The organism is Pseudomonas sp. S2_A05 (assembly GCF_054668485.1).
On record NZ_CP162775.1, the window covers coordinates 5,095,622 to 5,114,250 of the forward strand.

14 protein-coding genes and 1 pseudogene are annotated in these 18,629 nt (G+C 59.8%); 9 read left to right on the forward strand and 6 right to left on the reverse strand.

All coding sequences use genetic code 11. The features are described 5' to 3' along the window. Positions 1-6 precede the first annotated feature (6 nt). Positions 7-777 (forward strand): imidazole glycerol phosphate synthase subunit HisF, encoded by a 771-nt coding sequence (gene hisF / locus AB4O12_RS23205; RefSeq protein ID WP_016772122.1) that lies wholly within the window; start codon positions 7-9, stop codon positions 775-777. A 73-nt stretch (positions 778-850) separates the two neighbouring features. After that, entirely contained in the window at positions 851-1,606 is a 756-nt protein-coding gene (locus tag AB4O12_RS23210; RefSeq protein ID WP_130929050.1) for a substrate-binding periplasmic protein, read from the forward strand. Here AB4O12_RS23210 and AB4O12_RS23215 read toward each other — a convergent pair. From AB4O12_RS23215 to gpmI, 5 genes and pseudogenes are all read right to left on the reverse strand, one after another. Then, positions 1,587-2,960, reverse strand: a complete 1,374-nt coding sequence (locus AB4O12_RS23215) for a Vps62-related protein (protein ID WP_258707466.1) — start codon at positions 2,958-2,960, stop codon at positions 1,587-1,589. The two genes, AB4O12_RS23210 and AB4O12_RS23215, sit on opposite strands and share 20 nt — an antisense overlap. Positions 2,961-3,075: 115 nt before the next feature. After that, positions 3,076-3,852: a divergent polysaccharide deacetylase family protein gene (locus AB4O12_RS23220; protein ID WP_041477527.1), complete on the reverse strand. Its 777-nt coding sequence runs from the start codon at positions 3,850-3,852 to the stop codon at positions 3,076-3,078. Between the two features lie 2 nt (positions 3,853-3,854). After that, on the reverse strand, positions 3,855-5,174 hold the full coding sequence (locus AB4O12_RS23225; protein WP_039756590.1) for a S41 family peptidase: 1,320 nt from the start codon (positions 5,172-5,174) through the stop codon (positions 3,855-3,857). A gap of 31 nt (positions 5,175-5,205) precedes the next feature. After that, positions 5,206-6,490: pseudogene (locus AB4O12_RS23230) on the reverse strand (murein hydrolase activator EnvC family protein). Between the two features lie 254 nt (positions 6,491-6,744). Beyond that, positions 6,745-8,274: a 2,3-bisphosphoglycerate-independent phosphoglycerate mutase gene (gene gpmI / locus AB4O12_RS23235; RefSeq protein ID WP_460059784.1), complete on the reverse strand. Its 1,530-nt coding sequence runs from the start codon at positions 8,272-8,274 to the stop codon at positions 6,745-6,747. A 153-nt stretch (positions 8,275-8,427) separates the two neighbouring features. On the opposite strand from gpmI, the gene AB4O12_RS23240 reads away from it, so the two are divergent. The 3 genes from AB4O12_RS23240 to secB are packed head-to-tail and all read left to right on the forward strand — an operon-like array spanning position 8,428 to position 9,640. Further along, entirely contained in the window at positions 8,428-8,841 is a 414-nt protein-coding gene (locus AB4O12_RS23240; RefSeq protein WP_016772116.1) for a rhodanese-like domain-containing protein, read from the forward strand. Between the two features lies 1 nt (position 8,842). Further along, positions 8,843-9,097: a glutaredoxin 3 gene (gene grxC / locus AB4O12_RS23245; RefSeq protein ID WP_016772115.1), complete on the forward strand. Its 255-nt coding sequence runs from the start codon at positions 8,843-8,845 to the stop codon at positions 9,095-9,097. A gap of 57 nt (positions 9,098-9,154) precedes the next feature. Next, a complete protein-coding gene (secB, locus tag AB4O12_RS23250) occupies positions 9,155-9,640 on the forward strand; it encodes a protein-export chaperone SecB (protein ID WP_016772114.1) in 486 nt (161 codons plus the stop codon). A gap of 121 nt (positions 9,641-9,761) precedes the next feature. Here the strand turns inward: secB and AB4O12_RS23255 are convergent, their stop codons facing one another. Continuing rightward, positions 9,762-10,217 carry a tRNA (cytidine(34)-2'-O)-methyltransferase gene (locus tag AB4O12_RS23255; RefSeq protein ID WP_016772113.1) on the reverse strand — a complete coding sequence of 152 codons (456 nt, stop codon included), beginning with the start codon at positions 10,215-10,217 and terminating at the stop codon, positions 9,762-9,764. Here AB4O12_RS23255 and AB4O12_RS23260 point away from each other — a divergent pair. The 4 genes from AB4O12_RS23260 to AB4O12_RS23275 all read left to right on the forward strand — a co-directional run bounded on the left by AB4O12_RS23260 (position 10,216) and on the right by AB4O12_RS23275 (position 18,136). Further along, complete coding sequence (locus AB4O12_RS23260; RefSeq protein ID WP_056787242.1) at positions 10,216-10,656, forward strand: hypothetical protein; 441 nt, start codon at positions 10,216-10,218, stop codon at positions 10,654-10,656. The genes AB4O12_RS23255 and AB4O12_RS23260 overlap by 2 nt on opposite strands. 186 nt (positions 10,657-10,842) lie before the next feature. Next, positions 10,843-12,834: a leucine-rich repeat domain-containing protein gene (locus AB4O12_RS23265; protein ID WP_460059785.1), complete on the forward strand. Its 1,992-nt coding sequence runs from the start codon at positions 10,843-10,845 to the stop codon at positions 12,832-12,834. A gap of 118 nt (positions 12,835-12,952) precedes the next feature. Beyond that, complete coding sequence (locus AB4O12_RS23270) at positions 12,953-15,418, forward strand: leucine-rich repeat domain-containing protein (RefSeq protein WP_460059786.1); 2,466 nt, start codon at positions 12,953-12,955, stop codon at positions 15,416-15,418. 246 nt (positions 15,419-15,664) lie between these two features. Beyond that, the gene (locus AB4O12_RS23275) at positions 15,665-18,136 is read left to right on the forward strand and encodes a leucine-rich repeat domain-containing protein (RefSeq protein ID WP_460059788.1); all 2,472 of its coding nucleotides are present in this window, start codon (positions 15,665-15,667) and stop codon (positions 18,134-18,136) included. The last annotated feature ends 493 nt before the right edge of the window (positions 18,137-18,629 follow it).

The window sequence follows — 18,629 nt, forward strand, 5'->3', positions numbered from 1 at the left end:
CTGACCATGGCGCTGGCCAAACGCATCATCCCTTGCCTGGACGTGGACAACGGCCGGGTCGTCAAAGGTGTGAAGTTCGAGAACATCCGCGACGCCGGTGACCCGGTGGAAATCGCCCGTCGCTACGACGAGCAGGGCGCCGACGAGATTACCTTTCTCGACATCACCGCCAGCGTCGATGGCCGTGACACCACGCTGCATACCGTCGAGCGCATGGCCAGCCAGGTATTCATCCCGCTGACCGTCGGCGGTGGTGTGCGTACCGTGCAGGACATCCGCAACCTGCTCAATGCCGGCGCGGACAAGGTGTCGATCAATACCGCCGCCGTGTTCAACCCCGAGTTCGTCGGCGAGGCCGCGCAGCATTTCGGCTCGCAGTGCATCGTCGTTGCCATCGACGCCAAGAAAGTTTCCGGTCCCGGCGAAACCCCGCGCTGGGAAATATTCACCCACGGCGGGCGCAAGCCGACCGGTCTCGACGCAGTCGAGTGGGCGAAGAAAATGGAAGGCCTCGGTGCCGGCGAGATCCTCCTGACCAGCATGGATCAGGACGGCATGAAAAACGGTTTCGACCTCGGCGTGACCCGCGCCATCAGCGACGCGCTGGGCATTCCGGTGATCGCTTCCGGTGGTGTCGGCAATCTGCAGCATCTGGCCGATGGCATTCTCGAAGGTCATGCCAGTGCGGTGCTGGCGGCGAGTATTTTCCACTTCGGCGAATACACCGTGCAGGAAGCCAAGGCCTACATGTCGCATCGCGGCATCGTCATGCGCTAAAGCGTACAGGCCAGTGGACAGCATGGCGCGCCCAAGGCACTCTTGGGCACGCCATGGATTCCGGTAGCCCGACATGATCAAACGCCTGCTTGTTGTTCTCGCCAGCGCCTCGTTGTTGTTCATCAGCAATGCCCGGGCCGAAACCAGTCCCGACACCGATCTGGTACTGCTCACCGAGAACTTCCCGCCGTACAACATGGCGAAGAACGGCAAGAATTTCGCCCAGGGCGACAACATCAACGGCATTGCCACGGACATCGTTCGCGAGATGTTCCAGCGCGCCGGCCTCACTTACAGCCTGACCCTGCGTTTCCCCTGGGAGCGTGTCTACAAACTCGCCCTGGAGAATCCCGGCTACGGGGCCTTCGTCATGGCGCGCCTGCCCGATCGCGAAAGACTGTTCAAATGGGTCGGCCCAATCGGCCCGGACGACTGGATCCTGCTGGCCAAGGCTGACAGCAAGATCACCCTCGAAACCCTCAATGATGCGCGCAAATACAAGATCGGCGCCTACAAGGGCGATGCGATTGCCGAGACGCTCACCAAGCAAGGCCTCAAACCGGTAGTAGTGCTGCGCGATCAGGACAACGCAAAAAAACTGCTCAATGGCCAGATCGATCTGTGGGCCACGGGTGATCCTGCCGGCCGTTATCTGGCGCGGCAGGATGGCGTGACCGGCCTGAAGACCGTGCTGCGCTTCAACAGCGCCGAGTTATATCTGGCGCTGAACAAGGACGTCTCCGATGAGGTGGTCAACAGGCTACAGACCGCGCTGGATCAGTTGCGCAAGGAAGGCGTGGTCGATGAAATCATGGCGCGCTATCTGTAACGGCTGACTCCTCGGGCTCTGGCAGGGAGGTGCTGATTTCGCCCTCGGTCGCAGGCGCAAGCACAGTCTGATCTTCGACCGCCTCTGGCTCCGACGCGACGATGGTTGCAGGCTCGGTGGGTGCGTACTGGCTGATGTGCAGGCTATTGCCATCGGTGTAGATGAAACCATCCGTCACTGCCGTGCCGTCCGCGCGCACCAGTCTGTATTCGCTCTGGGCCAGGTAGGCGGCCACTGAGCGGTTTTTGTCCACCACCGCAACCACTTCGATGGTCGCTGTATTGAGCCATTCATTCGAATGCAGTTCGCATTGGGTGAAATCGTGGCCCAGCCGTGCGGAAAACATCAACGCGCCGTGCTGACGGGTTTGCCATTGCGCGCCGAATTCGATGCAGGTGGTTTGAGTGAAAGTACGCAAGCCGCCAGTACGCTGGGCGCGCTGCGCATTCCACCTGAATATCTGGCTGTCGTTGCCACTGTTGCGTGCGTGACCGACGAGGATGTAGCGATCCTTGCGTTCAAGCAGATAGAAGGGCGAGTGACGCCATTGCTCAGCGGCGGTGTAACGCGGATCGTTGACCGTGAACCAGGGGAGGCTGGCGGTGTAAGTCGCATCGTCCGTTGGCTCTACAGGTGTTGGCGTCTCGCCGCAGAGCACCGGTGGCGATGGGCGTGTAGACATCTGCAGGCCGATCTGCAAGCGCAAGCAGTAGACCGGGAAACTGGCCGGTCGGGTGTAGTCACTCAAGCTGAAAAAACTGCCCGATGCCAAGTAGACTTCGCCCGGCAAAGCGGCTGGAGGAACGGCGCTCCAGGTGCTGACGCGCTGTCGGGCCTTGCTGCCCTTGTCGTCCCAGATCAGATCGGTGGTATTCGACGCGATCACCAGGTCTTCGCGAACGCAGCGCACCGCGTTGAGCGAAGGTTTTTCATGATCGTTCGAGCACACCGACCCCAGCGCTACGTAGCCTGCGGGAGCTAGCGGTCGCCAGATCGACAGATCTCTTTTCGAGCCTGATCCGGAGTCCTTCCAGACCAGCTCGTAATCATCGGGACGTCGCAGTGCCCTGCCTTTGGTGGGGTCAGTGCTGGCAATGTCTGCCTCACAAACAACCGCGACCACGCGTTCACCGTTGATGTTGCCAACGCCTCTGGTGACGAAGTCGCCCAAGGGGAAATAACCGGGTAGCGCGTCGGGAGCCGGGGTCGGGCGCCAGAACGACGCGGGTCTGGCCGACAAACCGTTGGTATCCCAGATGCGCAGAAATTCTGTTGTGAAGTTGATCAGCAGGTTATCGATGCGGATCGGTTCAGTCCGCCCAACGGGCGGGATAATCGGGGCGTTGTTTGTCATGGGCACTCCTGATAGTTGCAAGCGACTCAAAGGAGTCGCGACCTGTTGCAGGTCTCACTATCCGGAAGGGGGAGGGGCGTTCGGTGGTAACTATGTATTGCAACGTGACCGGGTGTTACCGGTAAACGCCATCCTTGCCATGGCCAGCCATGGCGCGGTTGCTGCGCACGCTGATCATCTGCCTGATATCGATCCAGTCGATGCCCTGCGCTTTGAGCTTGGGTAATTCGCGCTCGAGCACCGCCAGGGTCTGCGGATACGGATGGCCGATCATCACCGCTGAACCCTGTTTGTGCGCCAGGGCGATCGCGGTCTGCAACTGAGTGGCAATGGCCGCTTCGGTGCGCTCATCATCAAGAAACACATCACGGGAAACGCTGGCCAGGTCGATCTTCTGCGCCTGCTGCGCAGCGACCGTTTGAGCGCTGGTGCGGCTGTCGACGAAGAACTTGTGCCGACGCTGCAATTCGCCCATCAACCACGCCATCGCCGCAGGCTGCGCGGTCATGCGGCTGCCCATGTGATTGTTGATGCCGGCAGTGAACGGGACTTTTTCAAACGCGGCATTCAGGCGTTTCTGCAGCTCTTCAATGGGCAGTTCGGGGTGCCAGGCGTACGGCCCGGTGGCCGGGTCCATGGGCATGTGCAGGATGACGATCTTGCCGGCGCGATGGGCTTCGCGGGCAAATTCGGTGGCGTGGGGGGTATCGGGCATGATCGCCGCCGTGACCGGGCCGGGCAGGGCGAGCACGCGACGATCCCGGGGCAGGTTCTGCCCCAGGTCATCGATGATCAGTGTCAGGTAGGCCTTGTGCGGCGAGGAACTGGCGGGCTCTGCTTGGGCAAGACCCGCCAGACAGCACAACAGAACGCAGAGGGAACGCAACAACATCCTCAGCGGCCGGACGTGATGCTCAGGCCTTTGAGCAGGCTCAGGGCCTGGGCCAACTGGTAATCGTCATCCTGCGGCATCGCTTTGGCCTTGCCGCCGGAGCCGCTCGGTTTGTCGGCGCCGCCGTTGCCGTTGCCCAAGTGACCTTGCAGATCGGCTTCCTTGAAGTATTCGCTGTCGGCTTCGTTGGTGATCTTCGCGCGGCGCACTTCGATGTCCGGCACGATGCCCTGAGCCTGGATCGAGCGGCCGTTCGGCGTGAAGTACAGCGCGGTGGTGATCTTCAGCGCGCGGTCGTTGTTCAGCGGCAGCACGGTCTGCACCGAGCCCTTGCCGAAACTGGTGGTGCCCATGACCACGGCACGTTTCTGGTCCTGCAGGGCGCCGGCGACGATCTCCGAAGCCGAGGCACTGCCACCGTTGATCAGCACGACCATCGGTACCGCTTCGCTCTCGTCCTTGCCGGTGGCGGAGAAGCGCAACTCGGAGTTGGCAATGCGGCCCTTGGTGTAGACGATCAGGCCCTTGGTGATGAAATGGTCGACCACTTCCACCGCCGATTGCAGCACACCACCGGGGTTGTTGCGCAGGTCGAGGATGATGCCGTTGAGCTTCTTGCCGTTGTCCTTGCGCAGTTTGGCCAGAGCCTTGGAGACTTCTTCGCCGGTCTTGACCTGGAACTGGGTGATGCGGATATAGCCGTAGCCCGATTCCAGCAGCTGCGCCTTGACGCTCTTGACCTGAATCACTGCACGGGCCAGGGTCACGTCGAACGGCGTGCCGCCATCGCGAACCAGGGTCAGGGTGATTTTCTGGCCGATCTTGCCGCGCATCTTGTCGACGGCTTCGGTCATGGTCTGGCCACGGGTTGGCTGGCCGTTGATCTTGACGATGAAGTCACCGGCCTGGATGCCAGCCTTCGACGCTGGCGTGTCATCAATCGGCGAGACGACCTTGATGAAGCCGTCTTCGGCGCCGACTTCGATGCCCAGACCGCCGAACTCACCACTGGTGCTTTCCTGCAGTTCGGTGAAATCTTCCGGGCCAAGGTAGGCCGAATGCGGATCGAGGTTGCTGAGCATGCCCTTGATCGCGTTTTCCAGCAGGGTCTTGTCGTCCACAGGCTCGACGTACGCGGCTTTGATCCGGTCCATGACCTCGGCGAAGGTGCGCAGCTCTTCCAGTGGCAACGGCGCCTTGGCGGTCGCGGCAGTGCCTGCCGGAGCGACGGTCGGGGCCGGTTGCGCGGCGAACGCCAGAGGCGCGCCGATCACCAGGGCGATCGTCAGGGCCAGCGAGGTAAGGCGGGACAAATGCAGCATGTCGAACGAACTCCTGAATTAGGTGGTGCGCTTATCCTTGCGCACGACACCATTGCGCCGGATCACTCGGGTGACCCTGCTGACGAATTGCGAAATACAGCGCTGGCGTGTCCTGACCGCCACTGTTACCGACAGTGGAAATCGACTCGCCCGCCTTGACCACATCACCCGCCGACTTGAGCAGCGTCTGGTTGTGGCCGTAAAGACTCAGAAAACCGTTGCCGTGATCAAGAATCACCAGCAAACCGGCACCGCGTAGCCAATCGGCGAACACCACGCGCCCGCCGTGTACGGCGTGCACCTGGCTGCCGGCGGAGGCGCTGATCATCACGCCATCCCACTTGGTGCGGGCGTCGTCGCCACGGCTTTCACCGAAGCGTGCGAGTAATCGACCATCAACCGGCCACGGAAGTTTTCCCCGCGTTGCAGCAAAAGGCCCGCCAAACGTTTCGCCGCTGCTCGATACCAGCGCGCCGGGGCTTGATCTGGCGGGTTTTCGTGGGGCGTCGCTGTTTTCAGCCTGCGCCTCACGCAAACGCTTTTTTTCCGCTTCCTGCTGGGCGATCAGCGCTTTCTGCCGCGCCTCTTCTGCCTCACGAGCCTGTCGGGCCAGGGTTTCTTCAATGGTTTTAAGGACTTTAGACAGGTCTGCCTGATCCTGCTCGCGGGCGGCGAGTTTCTGGTCGCGGGCCTTGACGTCGTCATTGAGTCTGGCGAGAACCTGCTGGCGCTCCTTGCGGACTTTCTCGAGTGCTTCGCGCTGCGTGTCGAGGTCGCTTTTCTGCACCAGCAACTGCGCTTGCTGCAGACCGATGTCTTTTTCGACATTGGCCAGTTGGCGCAGGGTTTCGTTGAAGTTCTTCAACTGCTCCAGGCGTGCCTGGCTCAGGTAGTCGTAATAGGTGAGGGTGCGGGCGAATTTCTCGGGATTCTGCTGGTTGAGCAGCAGCTTGAGGTATTCCTGGCGGCCGTTCTGGTACGCCGCTCGGGCCTGAATGGCGATCAGTCGCTGCTGTTCAGTGCGCGCGCTCTGGAGTTTTTTTCTCTGCATCGAGCCGCTGCAGCTCGGATTCGCTTTTCTGCAGTTCTTTCTGCAGCGCGTCGACCTGCTTCTGCAGCTTGCCCATCTCGGTTTCAGTGCCCTTGAGCTCTTTCTGCACGCCGGACTTTTCTTCCTGCAGCTTGCCCAGAAGCTTTTTCAGCTCGGCGATATCCTGACGCGTGGCCTCCAACTGCTGTTGGGTTTGCGCGCGCTCGTCGGCGAAGGCCGGCTGGAGCAGACAGGTCAGAGCAAGGGCGATCAGGACGCGAAGCATAGGGGCGGGCGGCACCAGGGTAAGGGACGGCCTAGTATGCCCGCCCGAGGCTGCAAAAAAAACGCCCAATTGGGGCTGTGTGATAACTGGCTGGAGATACAGCTGAAAATAATCTTCGAACCCAGCACAAACCACTGTGGGAGCTGGCTTGCCAGCGATGGCGGCTGCACATTCAACATAAATGCTGGCTGTCAGATTGTTATCGCTGGCAAGCCAGCTCCCACAGGGTTTTTGCGGTGTTTTCCGGATTCGGCTCAGACCAGGATCGAGGTACCGGTCATCTCCGCCGGTTTTTCCAGACCCAGCAGCATCAGCATGGTCGGCGCTACGTCCGCCAGCACGCCGCCTTCGCGCACTTTCAGGTCGCGTTTGCCGACGTAGATGAACGGCACCGGCTCGGTGGTGTGCGCGGTGTGCGCCTGACCGGTGGATTCATCGGCCATTTGCTCGACGTTGCCGTGGTCGGCGGTGATCAGTGCTTCGCCGCCGACCTTTTCCAGCGCTTCAACGATGCGACCGACGCAGGTGTCCAGGCACTCGACCGCTTTTACCGCCGCATCGAACACACCGCTGTGGCCGACCATATCGCCGTTGGCGTAGTTGACCACGATCACGTCGTAACGCTGGTTTTCGATCGCGTCGACGATACGGTCGGTGACTTCCGGCGCGCTCATTTCCGGCTGCAAGTCATAAGTAGCGACTTTCGGCGACGGGATCAGGATGCGCTCTTCGCCCGGGAACGGTTCTTCACGACCGCCGGAGAAGAAGAAGGTCACGTGAGCGTATTTTTCGGTTTCAGCAATGCGCAGCTGGGTCTTGCCGTTTTTCGCCAGATAATCACCGAGAACGTTTTCCAGGCTGCCGGCGGCGAAGGCCGACGGTGCCGGAATACTTGCGGCGTACTGGGTAAGCATGACGAAACCGGCCAGTTTCGGCTGACGGGCGCGCGCGAATTCCTTGAAATCGTCTTCGACGAACACCCGGGTCAGCTCGCGGGCGCGGTCGGCACGGAAGTTCATGAACACCACTGCGTCGCCGTCTTCAACTTTCACCGGCTCACCGATGGAGGTGGCTTTGACGAATTCGTCGCTTTCGCCACGGGCGTAGGCAGCTTCAAGACCTTCCTGAGCGGTGGCGGCGTTGAATTCGCCATTGCCGTCGACGATCAGGTTATAGGCCTGGGCGACGCGATCCCAACGGTTGTCACGGTCCATGGCGAAATAGCGGCCGATGATGCTGGCGATCCGGCCTTTGCCCAATGCCTGGAACGTCGCGTCGAGCAGTTCGATCGACGAGGCAGCGCTTTTCGGCGGCGTGTCGCGGCCATCGAGGAAGGCGTGCAGATAGATTTTTTCGGCGCCGCGCTTGAAGGCCAGATCGGCCATGGCGATCAGGTGATCCTGATGGCTGTGCACGCCGCCATCGGACAGCAGGCCCATGAAGTGCACGGCTTTGCCGGCGGCCACGGCTTTATCCACAGCGGCGCAGATGGTCGGATTGTCGAAGAATTCGCCGTCGCGGATCGCTTTGGTCACACGGGTGAAGTCCTGATACACCACGCGCCCGGCGCCGAGGTTCATGTGGCCGACTTCGGAGTTGCCCATCTGGCCATCCGGCAGACCGACGTCCATGCCGCTGCCCGAGATCAGGCCGTTCGGCACGGTGGCCCACAGACGATCCAGCACGGGTTTCTTTGCCGCGAACACAGCATTGGATTCGGGGCTGTCGCTGTGACCGAAGCCGTCGAGAATCATCAGGACCAAAGGTTTGGGCGTAGTCGTCATGGAATCCACTCGTGGCTGATAAAGAAGAGGGCGATGGAAAACGGAGTTGGAGTTTAAAGCGAAGTTCCGACCGCGTCACCGCCGGACGGGGTTTGGCCGACCATAGTGGCTGTGTATACTGGCCGACATTTTAACGCCCTGGAACCTCCTTCGATGGTTGCTCACCTGATTGAATTTGCCACTAACCACTACATTCTTGTCGGTATCTTCGTCGTACTTCTGGCTCTGTTGCTGGCGCACACGATGCAGGGCGGCGGCAAGAGCCTGAGCACCGGCGAACTGACCGCACTGGTCAATAAAGACGCAGGCGTGGTGGTGGACATCCGTCCGGCCAAGGATTATGCCGCTGGCCACATAGTCGGCGCGGTGAACATCCCGCAAGACAAACTGGCTGCCCGCGTCGGCGAGCTGGAAAAGCACAAGGCCAAGACCATCATTCTGGTCGACGCCCTCGGTCAGACCGCCGGCACCCACGCCCGCGAACTGATGAAGTCCGGCTTCACCGCCGCCAAGCTGTCCGGCGGGATTTCCAGCTGGAAAGGCGACAACCTGCCGCTGGTGAAATGACATGAGCGAAGTCATCGTCTATTCCAGCGATTACTGCCCTTACTGCTCGCGCGCCAAGCATCTGCTCGCCAGCAAAGGCGTGGCCTTCGAAGAGATCAAGGTCGATGGCAAGCCGCAGCTGCGTGCCGAAATGACCAAAAAGGCCGGGCGCACGTCCGTGCCGCAAATCTGGATCGGCGCAAAGCACATCGGCGGTTGTGATGATTTATACGCTCTGGAGCGCGCCGGCAAACTCGACGCGCTGCTCAAGGGCTGAACGGCTGCACCCACGTACAGCACTCCCTAAAAGACCCAAGATCGATAAGGATCTGAGATGACTGACCAACAGAACACTGCAGCCAGCGAAGAAGAAACCGCACCGCAATTCTCCTTGCAGCGCATCTACGTACGCGACCTGTCCTTCGAAGCCCCGAAAAGCCCGGCGATCTTCCGCCAGCAGTGGGATCCGGCGGTCGGTCTGGATCTGAACACCCGCCAGAAAGCGCTGGAAGGCGATTTCTACGAAGTGGTGCTGACCCTTTCCGTTACCGTGAAAAACGGCGAAGAAGTGGCCTTCATCGCTGAAGTGCAACAGGCCGGTATCTTCCTGATCAAGAATCTGGACGCGGCTTCGATGAGCCACACCCTCGGTGCATTCTGCCCGAACATCCTGTTCCCGTACGCCCGCGAAACCCTGGACAGCCTGGTCACCCGCGGTTCGTTCCCGGCGCTGATGCTGGCCCCGGTGAACTTCGACGCCCTGTACGCGCAAGAGCTGCAGCGCATGCAGGAAAGCGGCGAGACCCCGACCGTTCAGTAAGACGGTTCAGTAATACCCATGTGGGAGCGAGCCTGCTCGCGAAAGCGGTCTGTCAGACACATCAATGTTGACTGACACTCCGTAATCGCGAGCAGGCTCGCTCCCACATTTGCTTGCGGCGTTACTTGAAGTCGTTCTGCCGCCACGCTTCGTACACGGCGACCGCCACGGTGTTGGACAGGTTCAGGCTGCGGCAGCCTTCGCGCATCGGCAGGCGCAGGCGCTGTTCGGCGGGCAGGGCGTCGAGCACGTCCGCTGGCAGGCCACGGCTTTCCGGACCGAACAGAAACGCGTCGCCGGGCACGAACGCGGCATCATGGAACGGCCGCGAGCCCTTGGTGGTGAAGGCGAACACGCGCGGGTTACCCAGACTTTCCAGACAGCTGGCCAGGTCAGCGTGACGCTGCAACGTGGCATATTCGTGGTAGTCGAGACCGGCACGGCGCAGGCGCTTGTCGTCCATCTCGAAACCCAGTGGTTCGATCAAATGCAGGTGGCAGCCACTGTTGGCGCACAGCCTGATAACGTTGCCGGTGTTCGGCGGAATTTCTGGTTGAAAAAGGATGACGTGAAACATGCACGGCTCCGAAGGTAAAGATGAGCGGCATTCTACGCCGCCTGTGGACAACCGTTCGAAACTATTCCCGCGAGTCATCGGCTCGCTGGCGATTGTCGGCTTGATGATCGGCTTGATGATTGGCCGTCTGACCACGCCCGATCCAAGCGTGCTGGAGCGTGTCGAGGTCACCGATGGCGGCCTGGTGGTGTGGTTCAACAACGAGCCGAAACTGCACGGCGAGATTATCGATGGCACCGTCGCGCTGCTGTTTCAGGCCGAAGGTCGACCGCAGAAGGGCCAGCTCAGGCTCAACGGCAAGGACGTCAACTGGCGCACGCGCAAAAGCGATGGAGGGTTATTGCTGACGGTGCTGGCAGCGCGCCCGTTGCAGGGCGACTGGGTTGGCAGCGAGGTCGATGATCGTTGGCGGCTGGAGATCCGCTTGAGCGAGCCCTAGGGGCAAGTCCTCATCACTGGGCGCGCTCCGACACTGTTTGAGGTCGTTTCCCACTGCGGCCGTCTCCCTTTCCCATCTCCGTCCGATGCTCGTCCACGCTATCGTTTGCCCCTTCAAACGGCAGGATGCCGAAACCCGTCGTCCCCTTGCTCGACTGCATGGGGCGTCTTTTTCAAGGATGAAAACATGCCAGTAAAACCCCCTCGCGGTGGCGGTACCCACGTGGACGTTCCGGACAGCCTGCATCGGGCTGCGGACGCCGACATTTCGCTCCACGGCCACCCGGGTCGCACAGGCGTCGATGGGAATTTTGCTTCGCATCATTTGCTGCCGCGCGCCGAATCATCCAGTGATGCGACCCTAGATGCCATACCCCCTGCCGCGGCCGTTGTGGTGCGCGCACTCGCAGAAGGTATTCGCCCTCCCGCTACCCAGCCTTCGCTGGACAATTACGTCACCAACGCCCGAGCGATACTTCCACAGGTCAACAGTGAGGGTTTGCGGGTGATCAGTCGGCGAACCTACGCAGACCTGGTCAACGGCGACCTGGTGCCTGTCGCAGTGGATCCTGCGACGGGTCTGTATCGAGCCCGGCGGCCAAGCGAGTTGCTCCCATCCGGCCCGGTGATGCTGCGCGATGTGGACAGCGGACTTTGGTATGCGCGTGAAGTCGCGGAGCCCACCACCCGGGAGCAGATCCGCAAGTACCTGCCCGACACGACCGACGAGGACGCGGACGCCTTCATCGCCCGGTTCGATGACAAGGACGGGGCAGAGCTTGAGCTCAAGCATATCCAGCTTGGGCTGGCGCAATTGGACTCAACGCGTTTTGACCTGCCGATCAGTCGAGGTCGCATTTCATCGGACAAGGAGTTACATGAGGCGCGGAATATATGGGCGACGTTTCGCCAGTTGTACCGATGGCAAGGTCAGCCCGAACAGCGCGTCTACCGTGACGGGCGGCATGTGGGCTTCAAGCTGGAAATCGATCTGACGATATGGCCAGTTCAAAAACCGCTTTCCTTGAAATTCAGCTCAGTGATTTCTCTGACTTTAAGAGGCCGTGGCCGGCTGGACCCGGACGTGTTTTGCGCACAGTTTCCCAATCTTGAAAGTCTGACCATTACCAGTCAGGCAATCGAAGTGGAAGGGCGGTTTCAAGGCTGGAACGTGATCGAACGGGCTTATTCGAAATTCAGGCTGGATTCGCGATTTGCCGAGCAATTGAAAAGATTCCCGCGTTTGCAAAGGCTGCACCTGCAGGACTGTGAACTAACGTCTGACTTTTCCGTACGAGGCCTTGCCAGGCTAAACGAGCTATGGCTTTGCAACACATTCGAGGCCCCGGTGAACAGCCTGGACATGCAGATGCGGCGTCAGGAGCAAGTCACCTTTTTGCAAGTGGCAGCTGATATCAGAGGGATGACTGAACTGCGGGTGCTGGATCTGAGCCGCACCGGAATACACCTGCTGCCTTCCGGACTTGAGGCCATCGACGTGGCGTCGAAGCTGGAAGTGTTGAGACTGGGGGGCAATCCGCTTTCGATCAGCCCCTCACTCGAACACATGACCGCACTGCAGGAGCTGGATCTTTCCAATACACGATTGCAAAGATTTCCCGAGGGCATTACCGACAGGATTCCCGCAAGAGAACTGAATCTTGCGGACAATCACATCAGGTCGATCCCCGAATCCGTGGAGCTCAGAGCGGGCTTCAATCTCATCGGCAATCCGATAATGGACCCGGCCTCTTTACGGCGGTTGATACGAGCACGTGTAGAGACAGGCACCGATATCTGGCTTGGGCAGGAAAGCAGCGATGTAACTGCCGATCTCTGGCTACGCAATGTGCCACAGGAACAGATAGCGGAAAAACAAGCGCTGTGGGACAGGCATAACGCCGCAATGCCACTGGCAGTGACCGGCATTCTTCGTCGACTGAGTCGGACGCCCGAGTTTCACGTTGAACGCCCGCTTCTGCAGCGGCGCGTGTGGTGGTTTCTGGAAATGTATGACAGCGCCGAAGTCAACGAGCGGGCCAGGCTCGACGCCATTCTTTATACGGAAACGAGTCCCGGGAGAATGCTGGACAGGCTGGAGAATGAAATCCGCAACTATGACGGAGGGCGACAGAGTCAGCCGCTGCACCCTTTGCCCAAGCGTCCCAGGTTCGAGTAACTCGCAGGAGTACGCAGTGCCGATGCAAAAGCGGCAAGCCTCGGCCCGTCTGTAACAGCAATGCCACCCCCCATCGTCTCTGGGATAAATGCCAGGGACGACTTTCAAGGATGAAAACATGCCAGTAAAACCACCCCGCAGTGGCAGCACCCGCGTGGACACGGATGTTCACCCGGCCATGACCCGACGTCTGGACAAGGATTTCGCACTGGTGCGCACTCCCGATCTCAATGGCACCGCCCCCTGGGTTCGCGGCGATGATCTGAAGCTGCGGGGCAGCTTGCCGGGCGATGTTATCGGCGCGGACAGGACCTTGCCGACGCCGATGGTCGAGGTTCGCCCTGCGCCGCACACCAATCCAAGTCCTCCCGTCATCGCCAGGTCGCTGGACAGTTACGCAATGCGATCACCGGCCGGACTGCCGGCAGCTGACGGTGACGGCTTCAGGCTGTACAAAAAACGTCAGTATGTGGATGTGTCTGGCGGCGGCATCGTTCTGGTAGGGGTGGATCCGGACAGCGGATTTTATCGCGCTCGACTCCCCAGCGAGTTGCTGCCCACCGGTCCATGGATGTTGCGGGATAGCCGCAGCGGCCTCTGGCATCCGCACAACGACTTCAACGCACGCACCGATCCTCTGACCGCTGCGGGTTTGCAGGGATTTCGCAGCGGGCTGGATCTCAGCGGCGTCGCCCCCGGCAGCGACGGCGTGGTACGTCACGCTGGCAAGCTCTACGTGGTCATTGATCAACAGGCGTATCAGGTTTTGCAGGATCTTGCTGCGTCTCGCCCGGAATACAAGGTCTGGCGTCTGGTTGATCCCAGTCATCCCGGCGCCACCGACAGCGCAAACATTTATCGCGCCAGCCTCGGCGGTGAGACGCTGGCCATTACCCGGAACGAGCGCAATACCTGGGTTTCCATCCTTCCTGGTTTACGCGGGGGCATGCAGCGCAATGAGGCTGCAGGTGCCAATCCGTTCAACTTTCATCGCCCCTGGCTCACTGACTCCGGCCCTTCACGGGGGCAAGCGGTGGTCGCAGACGCGACCACGCGGGCGCAGGTAAAACGCTATTTCGCCGACTCCACCGATCAGCATGCCGATGATTTCATTGCCCGATTTACTGAGGCAGGTGCGGCTGAGGTGGAGCTCAAACGGCTACAGCTTGAGTTTCCTCAACTCAACCGTGAGGTCACTGCGTGGGAGACTGCCTACAGGGGTGACAGCAGTGCCGAGCGCATTCGGCGACTGGCAATAGGTGCCAGCGTGCGTCGATTGTTCAAGTGGCAGGGCGACAGTTCGGAAAAAGTCTACCGGGATGGCCGGCTGATCGGCTTCAGGTTGAAACTGGATTTGGGCGCGCGGGGGAATTTCGCCCTTCCGGTTTTTTCGATTCGACTCGGATCTGTTGTGTCTCTTGGCCTGGAGGGACGCACCTCTAGGAATCTGGGAGATCTGTTGTCGATGTTCCCGCGCATGGACACCTTGCAAACACGCAGAATCGACGGCCAGAAATTGCTTGCCCAACTCGACAAGCTCCCACAGTTGAGAGTCCTGGAAATTCGTGAAAGCAGTCTGTTGCTGTCGTCGACAGGCCTCGACCACTTCGCCACATTGACCGGGCTGGAAGAGTTGAGCCTGATCAACTGTGGTATCTGGCCCGATCTTTCAGTGCGAGGGATGACCGGGTTACGGGTATTGCGCGCACGTTCCTGTGGCTTGCTCCGTCTGCCTTTCGGATTGGATGAGGTGGCCGTGGCGTCACGGTTGCAGGTGCTTGATCTGTACCACAATCCCGAACTGCGACATCCGCCTGATGTGACCCAGATGTCCGAATTGCGAGTATTGGATCTGTCCCATACCCGCATATCCGCGCCGCCACCCGGGCTTGGCATGCAGAGCGGTCCTTCGCGACTCCAGGTCTTGAATTTATCCAGCACCCCACTCGCTGTGGCGCCGTCGCTCAGCGCAATGTCGGCATTGCTGGAGGTTGACCTGAGCCATACCGCGATAAAAACTTTCCCGGACGGCGTGAACTCCGAGGTTCCCCGAGCACGTCTGGATCTGAGTTATACCCGGATCGAATCAATCCCCGAAGCTGTTGAACTCAGGGAAGGTTTCAACCTTACCGGCACGTTGATTTCCGATCCTGTCTACTTTCGGCGGTTGATTGCTGCACGTCGGCAAACAGGTACGGACATCTGGTTGGGACGAGCTTCGAGCCATCTGGTCATAGACCACTGGATGCACAATGTTCCACAGGCGCAACGCGCCGCCCGGATTTCCCTCTGGGACTCGTTAATCGATCAGACGAATGTTGCCATGATGGGCAAAATCAGAGAGCTGGTCCGCACGCCTGAGTTTCAGGTTGAGCGGCCGCTTCTGCAGCGTCGGGTCTGGGCGTTTCTGGAACATTTCCAAAAGGCGAGTCTTGGTGAGCAAGACGCTTTGCGGGACATCGCGATAACGGAGTCCAGTCCCGGAAAAATGCTGGAAAGGCTCGAAGAGGAAATGACGAAGTTCGACTCAACCTGGCAGCACCAGCCCCCGCATCATTTGCCCAAGCGGCCGCGGCTTGCATAGGGGGGTGCAAACCGCAGGCGGCACGATGCCGGCATCATCACCCCTGCACAAAAGCGCAGGCTGATGACGTTCGGCCTGCCCTGCCATTCCCACATTTGCTAGCGTCATTTCCCACCGGAGCCGTCTGTTTTTCCGCTGCGCGTCAACGTTTACGCAGGCTATCGTTGGTCTTCCCAGCTAACCGGCAGGATGCCGACCCCCCCGCCTGAGCATGAATGGCGGGGCGACTTTTCAAGGATGAAAAACATGCCACTAAAACCACCTCGCGGGGGCAGCACCCACGTTGATACGGATGTCCACACGTTCCCGAAGCGAAGCTCGGACAAGGATTTCACAGCGGCGGATATGCCCGTCCGTGATGGCACGGTCCCGTGGGCCCGTCTCGATGATCTGAAGTCGCTTAGCACCAAACTTGGCGACGACGCAGGCCCGAATACGATCCTGCCGGCGCCGGTGGTCGAGGTTCGCCCGGCACCGGAGGTTGCTGCCATCTCTCCTGTGATACACCGGTCGCTGGAGACTTACCGGATAACATCAACCACCGAATTGCCTGACGCTGATGGCGAAGGCTTCAGGCTGTACAAAAATCGCCGTTATGTTGACGTCCCTGGCAGTGGCCTCGTTCTCGTCGCAGCTGATCCGGATACGGGATGGTATCGCGCTCGACATCCCGGCGAGTTGTACCCTTGCGGCCCATGGATGTTGCGCGATAGCGAAAGCGGCATCTGGCATCCGCACAGCGACTTCAGCACCCGCACCAACCCCCTGACCGCCCAAAGCCTGGATGGCTTTCATGCCTGGCTGGATGTCAGTGGCGCACAATCGGGCAGCGACGGCGTGATACGTCACGATGGCAAACTCTATGTGGTCATCCATGAGCAGGCGTATCAGGTGATGCAGGATCTGGATGCCTCCCGCCCGGAATACAGGGTTTGGCGCCTGGTCAAACCCAATGATCCCGTCGCTGCCGACAGCGCGAACATTTACCGCGCCAGCCTGGGCGGTGAAACCCTGGCGATCACCCGCAGCGAGCAGAACACCTGGGTTTGCATCCTCACAGGTTTGCGCGGCGGGATGGATGGCGCTGCTCAAGCACCTGCCAACCCGTTCAACTTTCACCGCCCTCGGCTCACCGGCGCAGGCCCCTCTGGGGGACAGCCGCCGGTTCTGGTTGCGACCACACGGGCACTGGTCAGACGCTATTTTGCTGATGCGACGGATCAACATGCCGATGATTTCATCGCAAGGTATGGGGAAGCGGGTGTGGCAGAAGTCGAACTCAAGCGGCTTGAGCTGGAGTTTCCTCGATTGAACCGTGAGATCACTGCCTGGGAGACGGGTTACAAAGGCCAGGACATTGCCGAACGCAGGCGCCGGCTGGCAATAGGGGCCAACGTGCGTCGGTTGTTCAAATGGCAGGGAGAGCATTCGGAAAAAGTCTACCGCGACGGGCGGCTGGTCGGTTTCAAGCTGGAGCTCGACCTGGGAAGTCGGCGCAATCTGGCGCTACCGGGTTGTTCCGTTCCGCTCAGATCCGTCGTATCTCTAGGCCTGGAAGGAAGTCCTTCGAAAAGTCTGGGAAAATTGTTCTCGATGCTTTCCCACATTGAAACCCTCGAAATCCGCAGATTCAATGGCAAGTGTCATGAACTGTTGGCCGAAATCGATAAACTCCCGACGTTGAAAGTCCTGACGATGCAGGAAGCCAGACTATGGCTCCCGTCGGACGGCCTTGAGCATTTCACGCGATTGACCCGTTTGCGGGAGTTGAGCCTGACGCACTGCAGTATCTGGCCGCTTTTTTCAGTGCGTGGCATGAGCGAGTTGCGGGTCTTGCGCGCACGTTCCTGTGGTTTGAGTCGTCCCCCTGTCGGGCTGGATCAATGGCCCGTGGCGTCACGGTTGGAGGTGCTTGACCTGTACCATAATCCCGATTTGACAGAAGCACCTGATGTGACTCGCATGTCCGGATTGCGAGAGTTGAATCTGGCCAATACGTTCATAACCTCGCCGCCGCCCGGGCTTGGTTTGCAGAACGGTCCGTCGCGGCTGGAGATATTGAATTTGTCGGAAAGTCGGCTGGCTGTGGCGCCCTCACTGCGGGGAATGACGGCGTTGCGGGAAGTCGATCTCCACCGAACTCGTATAAGAGAATTCCCGGACGGCGTGACATCCGATATTCCCAGGACACGTTTGAATCTGGCCTATACCGCGATCAGAGCCATTCCCGAAACCATTGAGCTGAGAAAAGGGTTTGACCTGACTGGCAGTCCGATTGCCGACCCCGCTTCTCTTCGACGATTGATAGCTGCACGTCGGCAGACGGGTACCGATCTGTGGCTGGGGAGAATCGAGGCTGATTTGGCGGACAGTCCATGGCTGCACCATGTCCCCCAAACGCAACGCGCTGAAAAGTCTGCCCTGTGGGATTCATTTGTCCTTCAAACGAACCCCGCAATGATCAAACAACTCAGAAATCTGGTGCGTACGCCGGAATTTCAGGTTGAGCGTCTGCTTTTGCAGCGCCGGTTCTGGTCGTTTATTGAAAGCTTCCAAAAGGCCAGCGTAGGTGAGCAAGAAAGTTTGCTGAACATTGCGTCTACTGAACCCAGCCCGGGGAAAATGCTGGACAGGCTGGAGGAGGAAGTAAGGAGGTTTGACCCGACATGGCAAAACCAGCCCCCACATCATGTGCCCGAGCGCCCCAGGTTCGAATAGGGGTGGGACGCATTGCGGTGTAAAAGCGGGAATCCCTGACCTGCCTGTATCAGGGTTCCCAAAAGCATGGGCTTCGCTTGCAGCGTCAGCCCGGTGTAAAGAGGGAACCCCCGGCCTGCCTGTACCAAGGATCCCAAAAGAGTAGGCTCGCTGCTTTGCGCTGCGAGCCCGGTGTAAAGAGGGGAATCCCCGGCCTGCCTGTACCAAGGTCCCCGAAACGGGTGGTGAATCGAATCACCTGAGATAGATATTGCAGGCGGCGTGCCAGGTTTTGATTTGCTGTAACAAAAAATGCTTCGAAAACGCGAAAGCCCCGGAATACGGGGCTTTCGCTTATTTCAAGTCTGGGTTTTTCGGCACTTCGGAACTGGGCGATGAGAATCGGGCTCTGCGCGATCACGGGTCATCGTGCATTGATGCGGTGCACGGTGGCCCTCACCCTGACCCTCTCCCAAGGGAGAGGGGACTGACCGAGTTGCCCGGTCAAGTTACG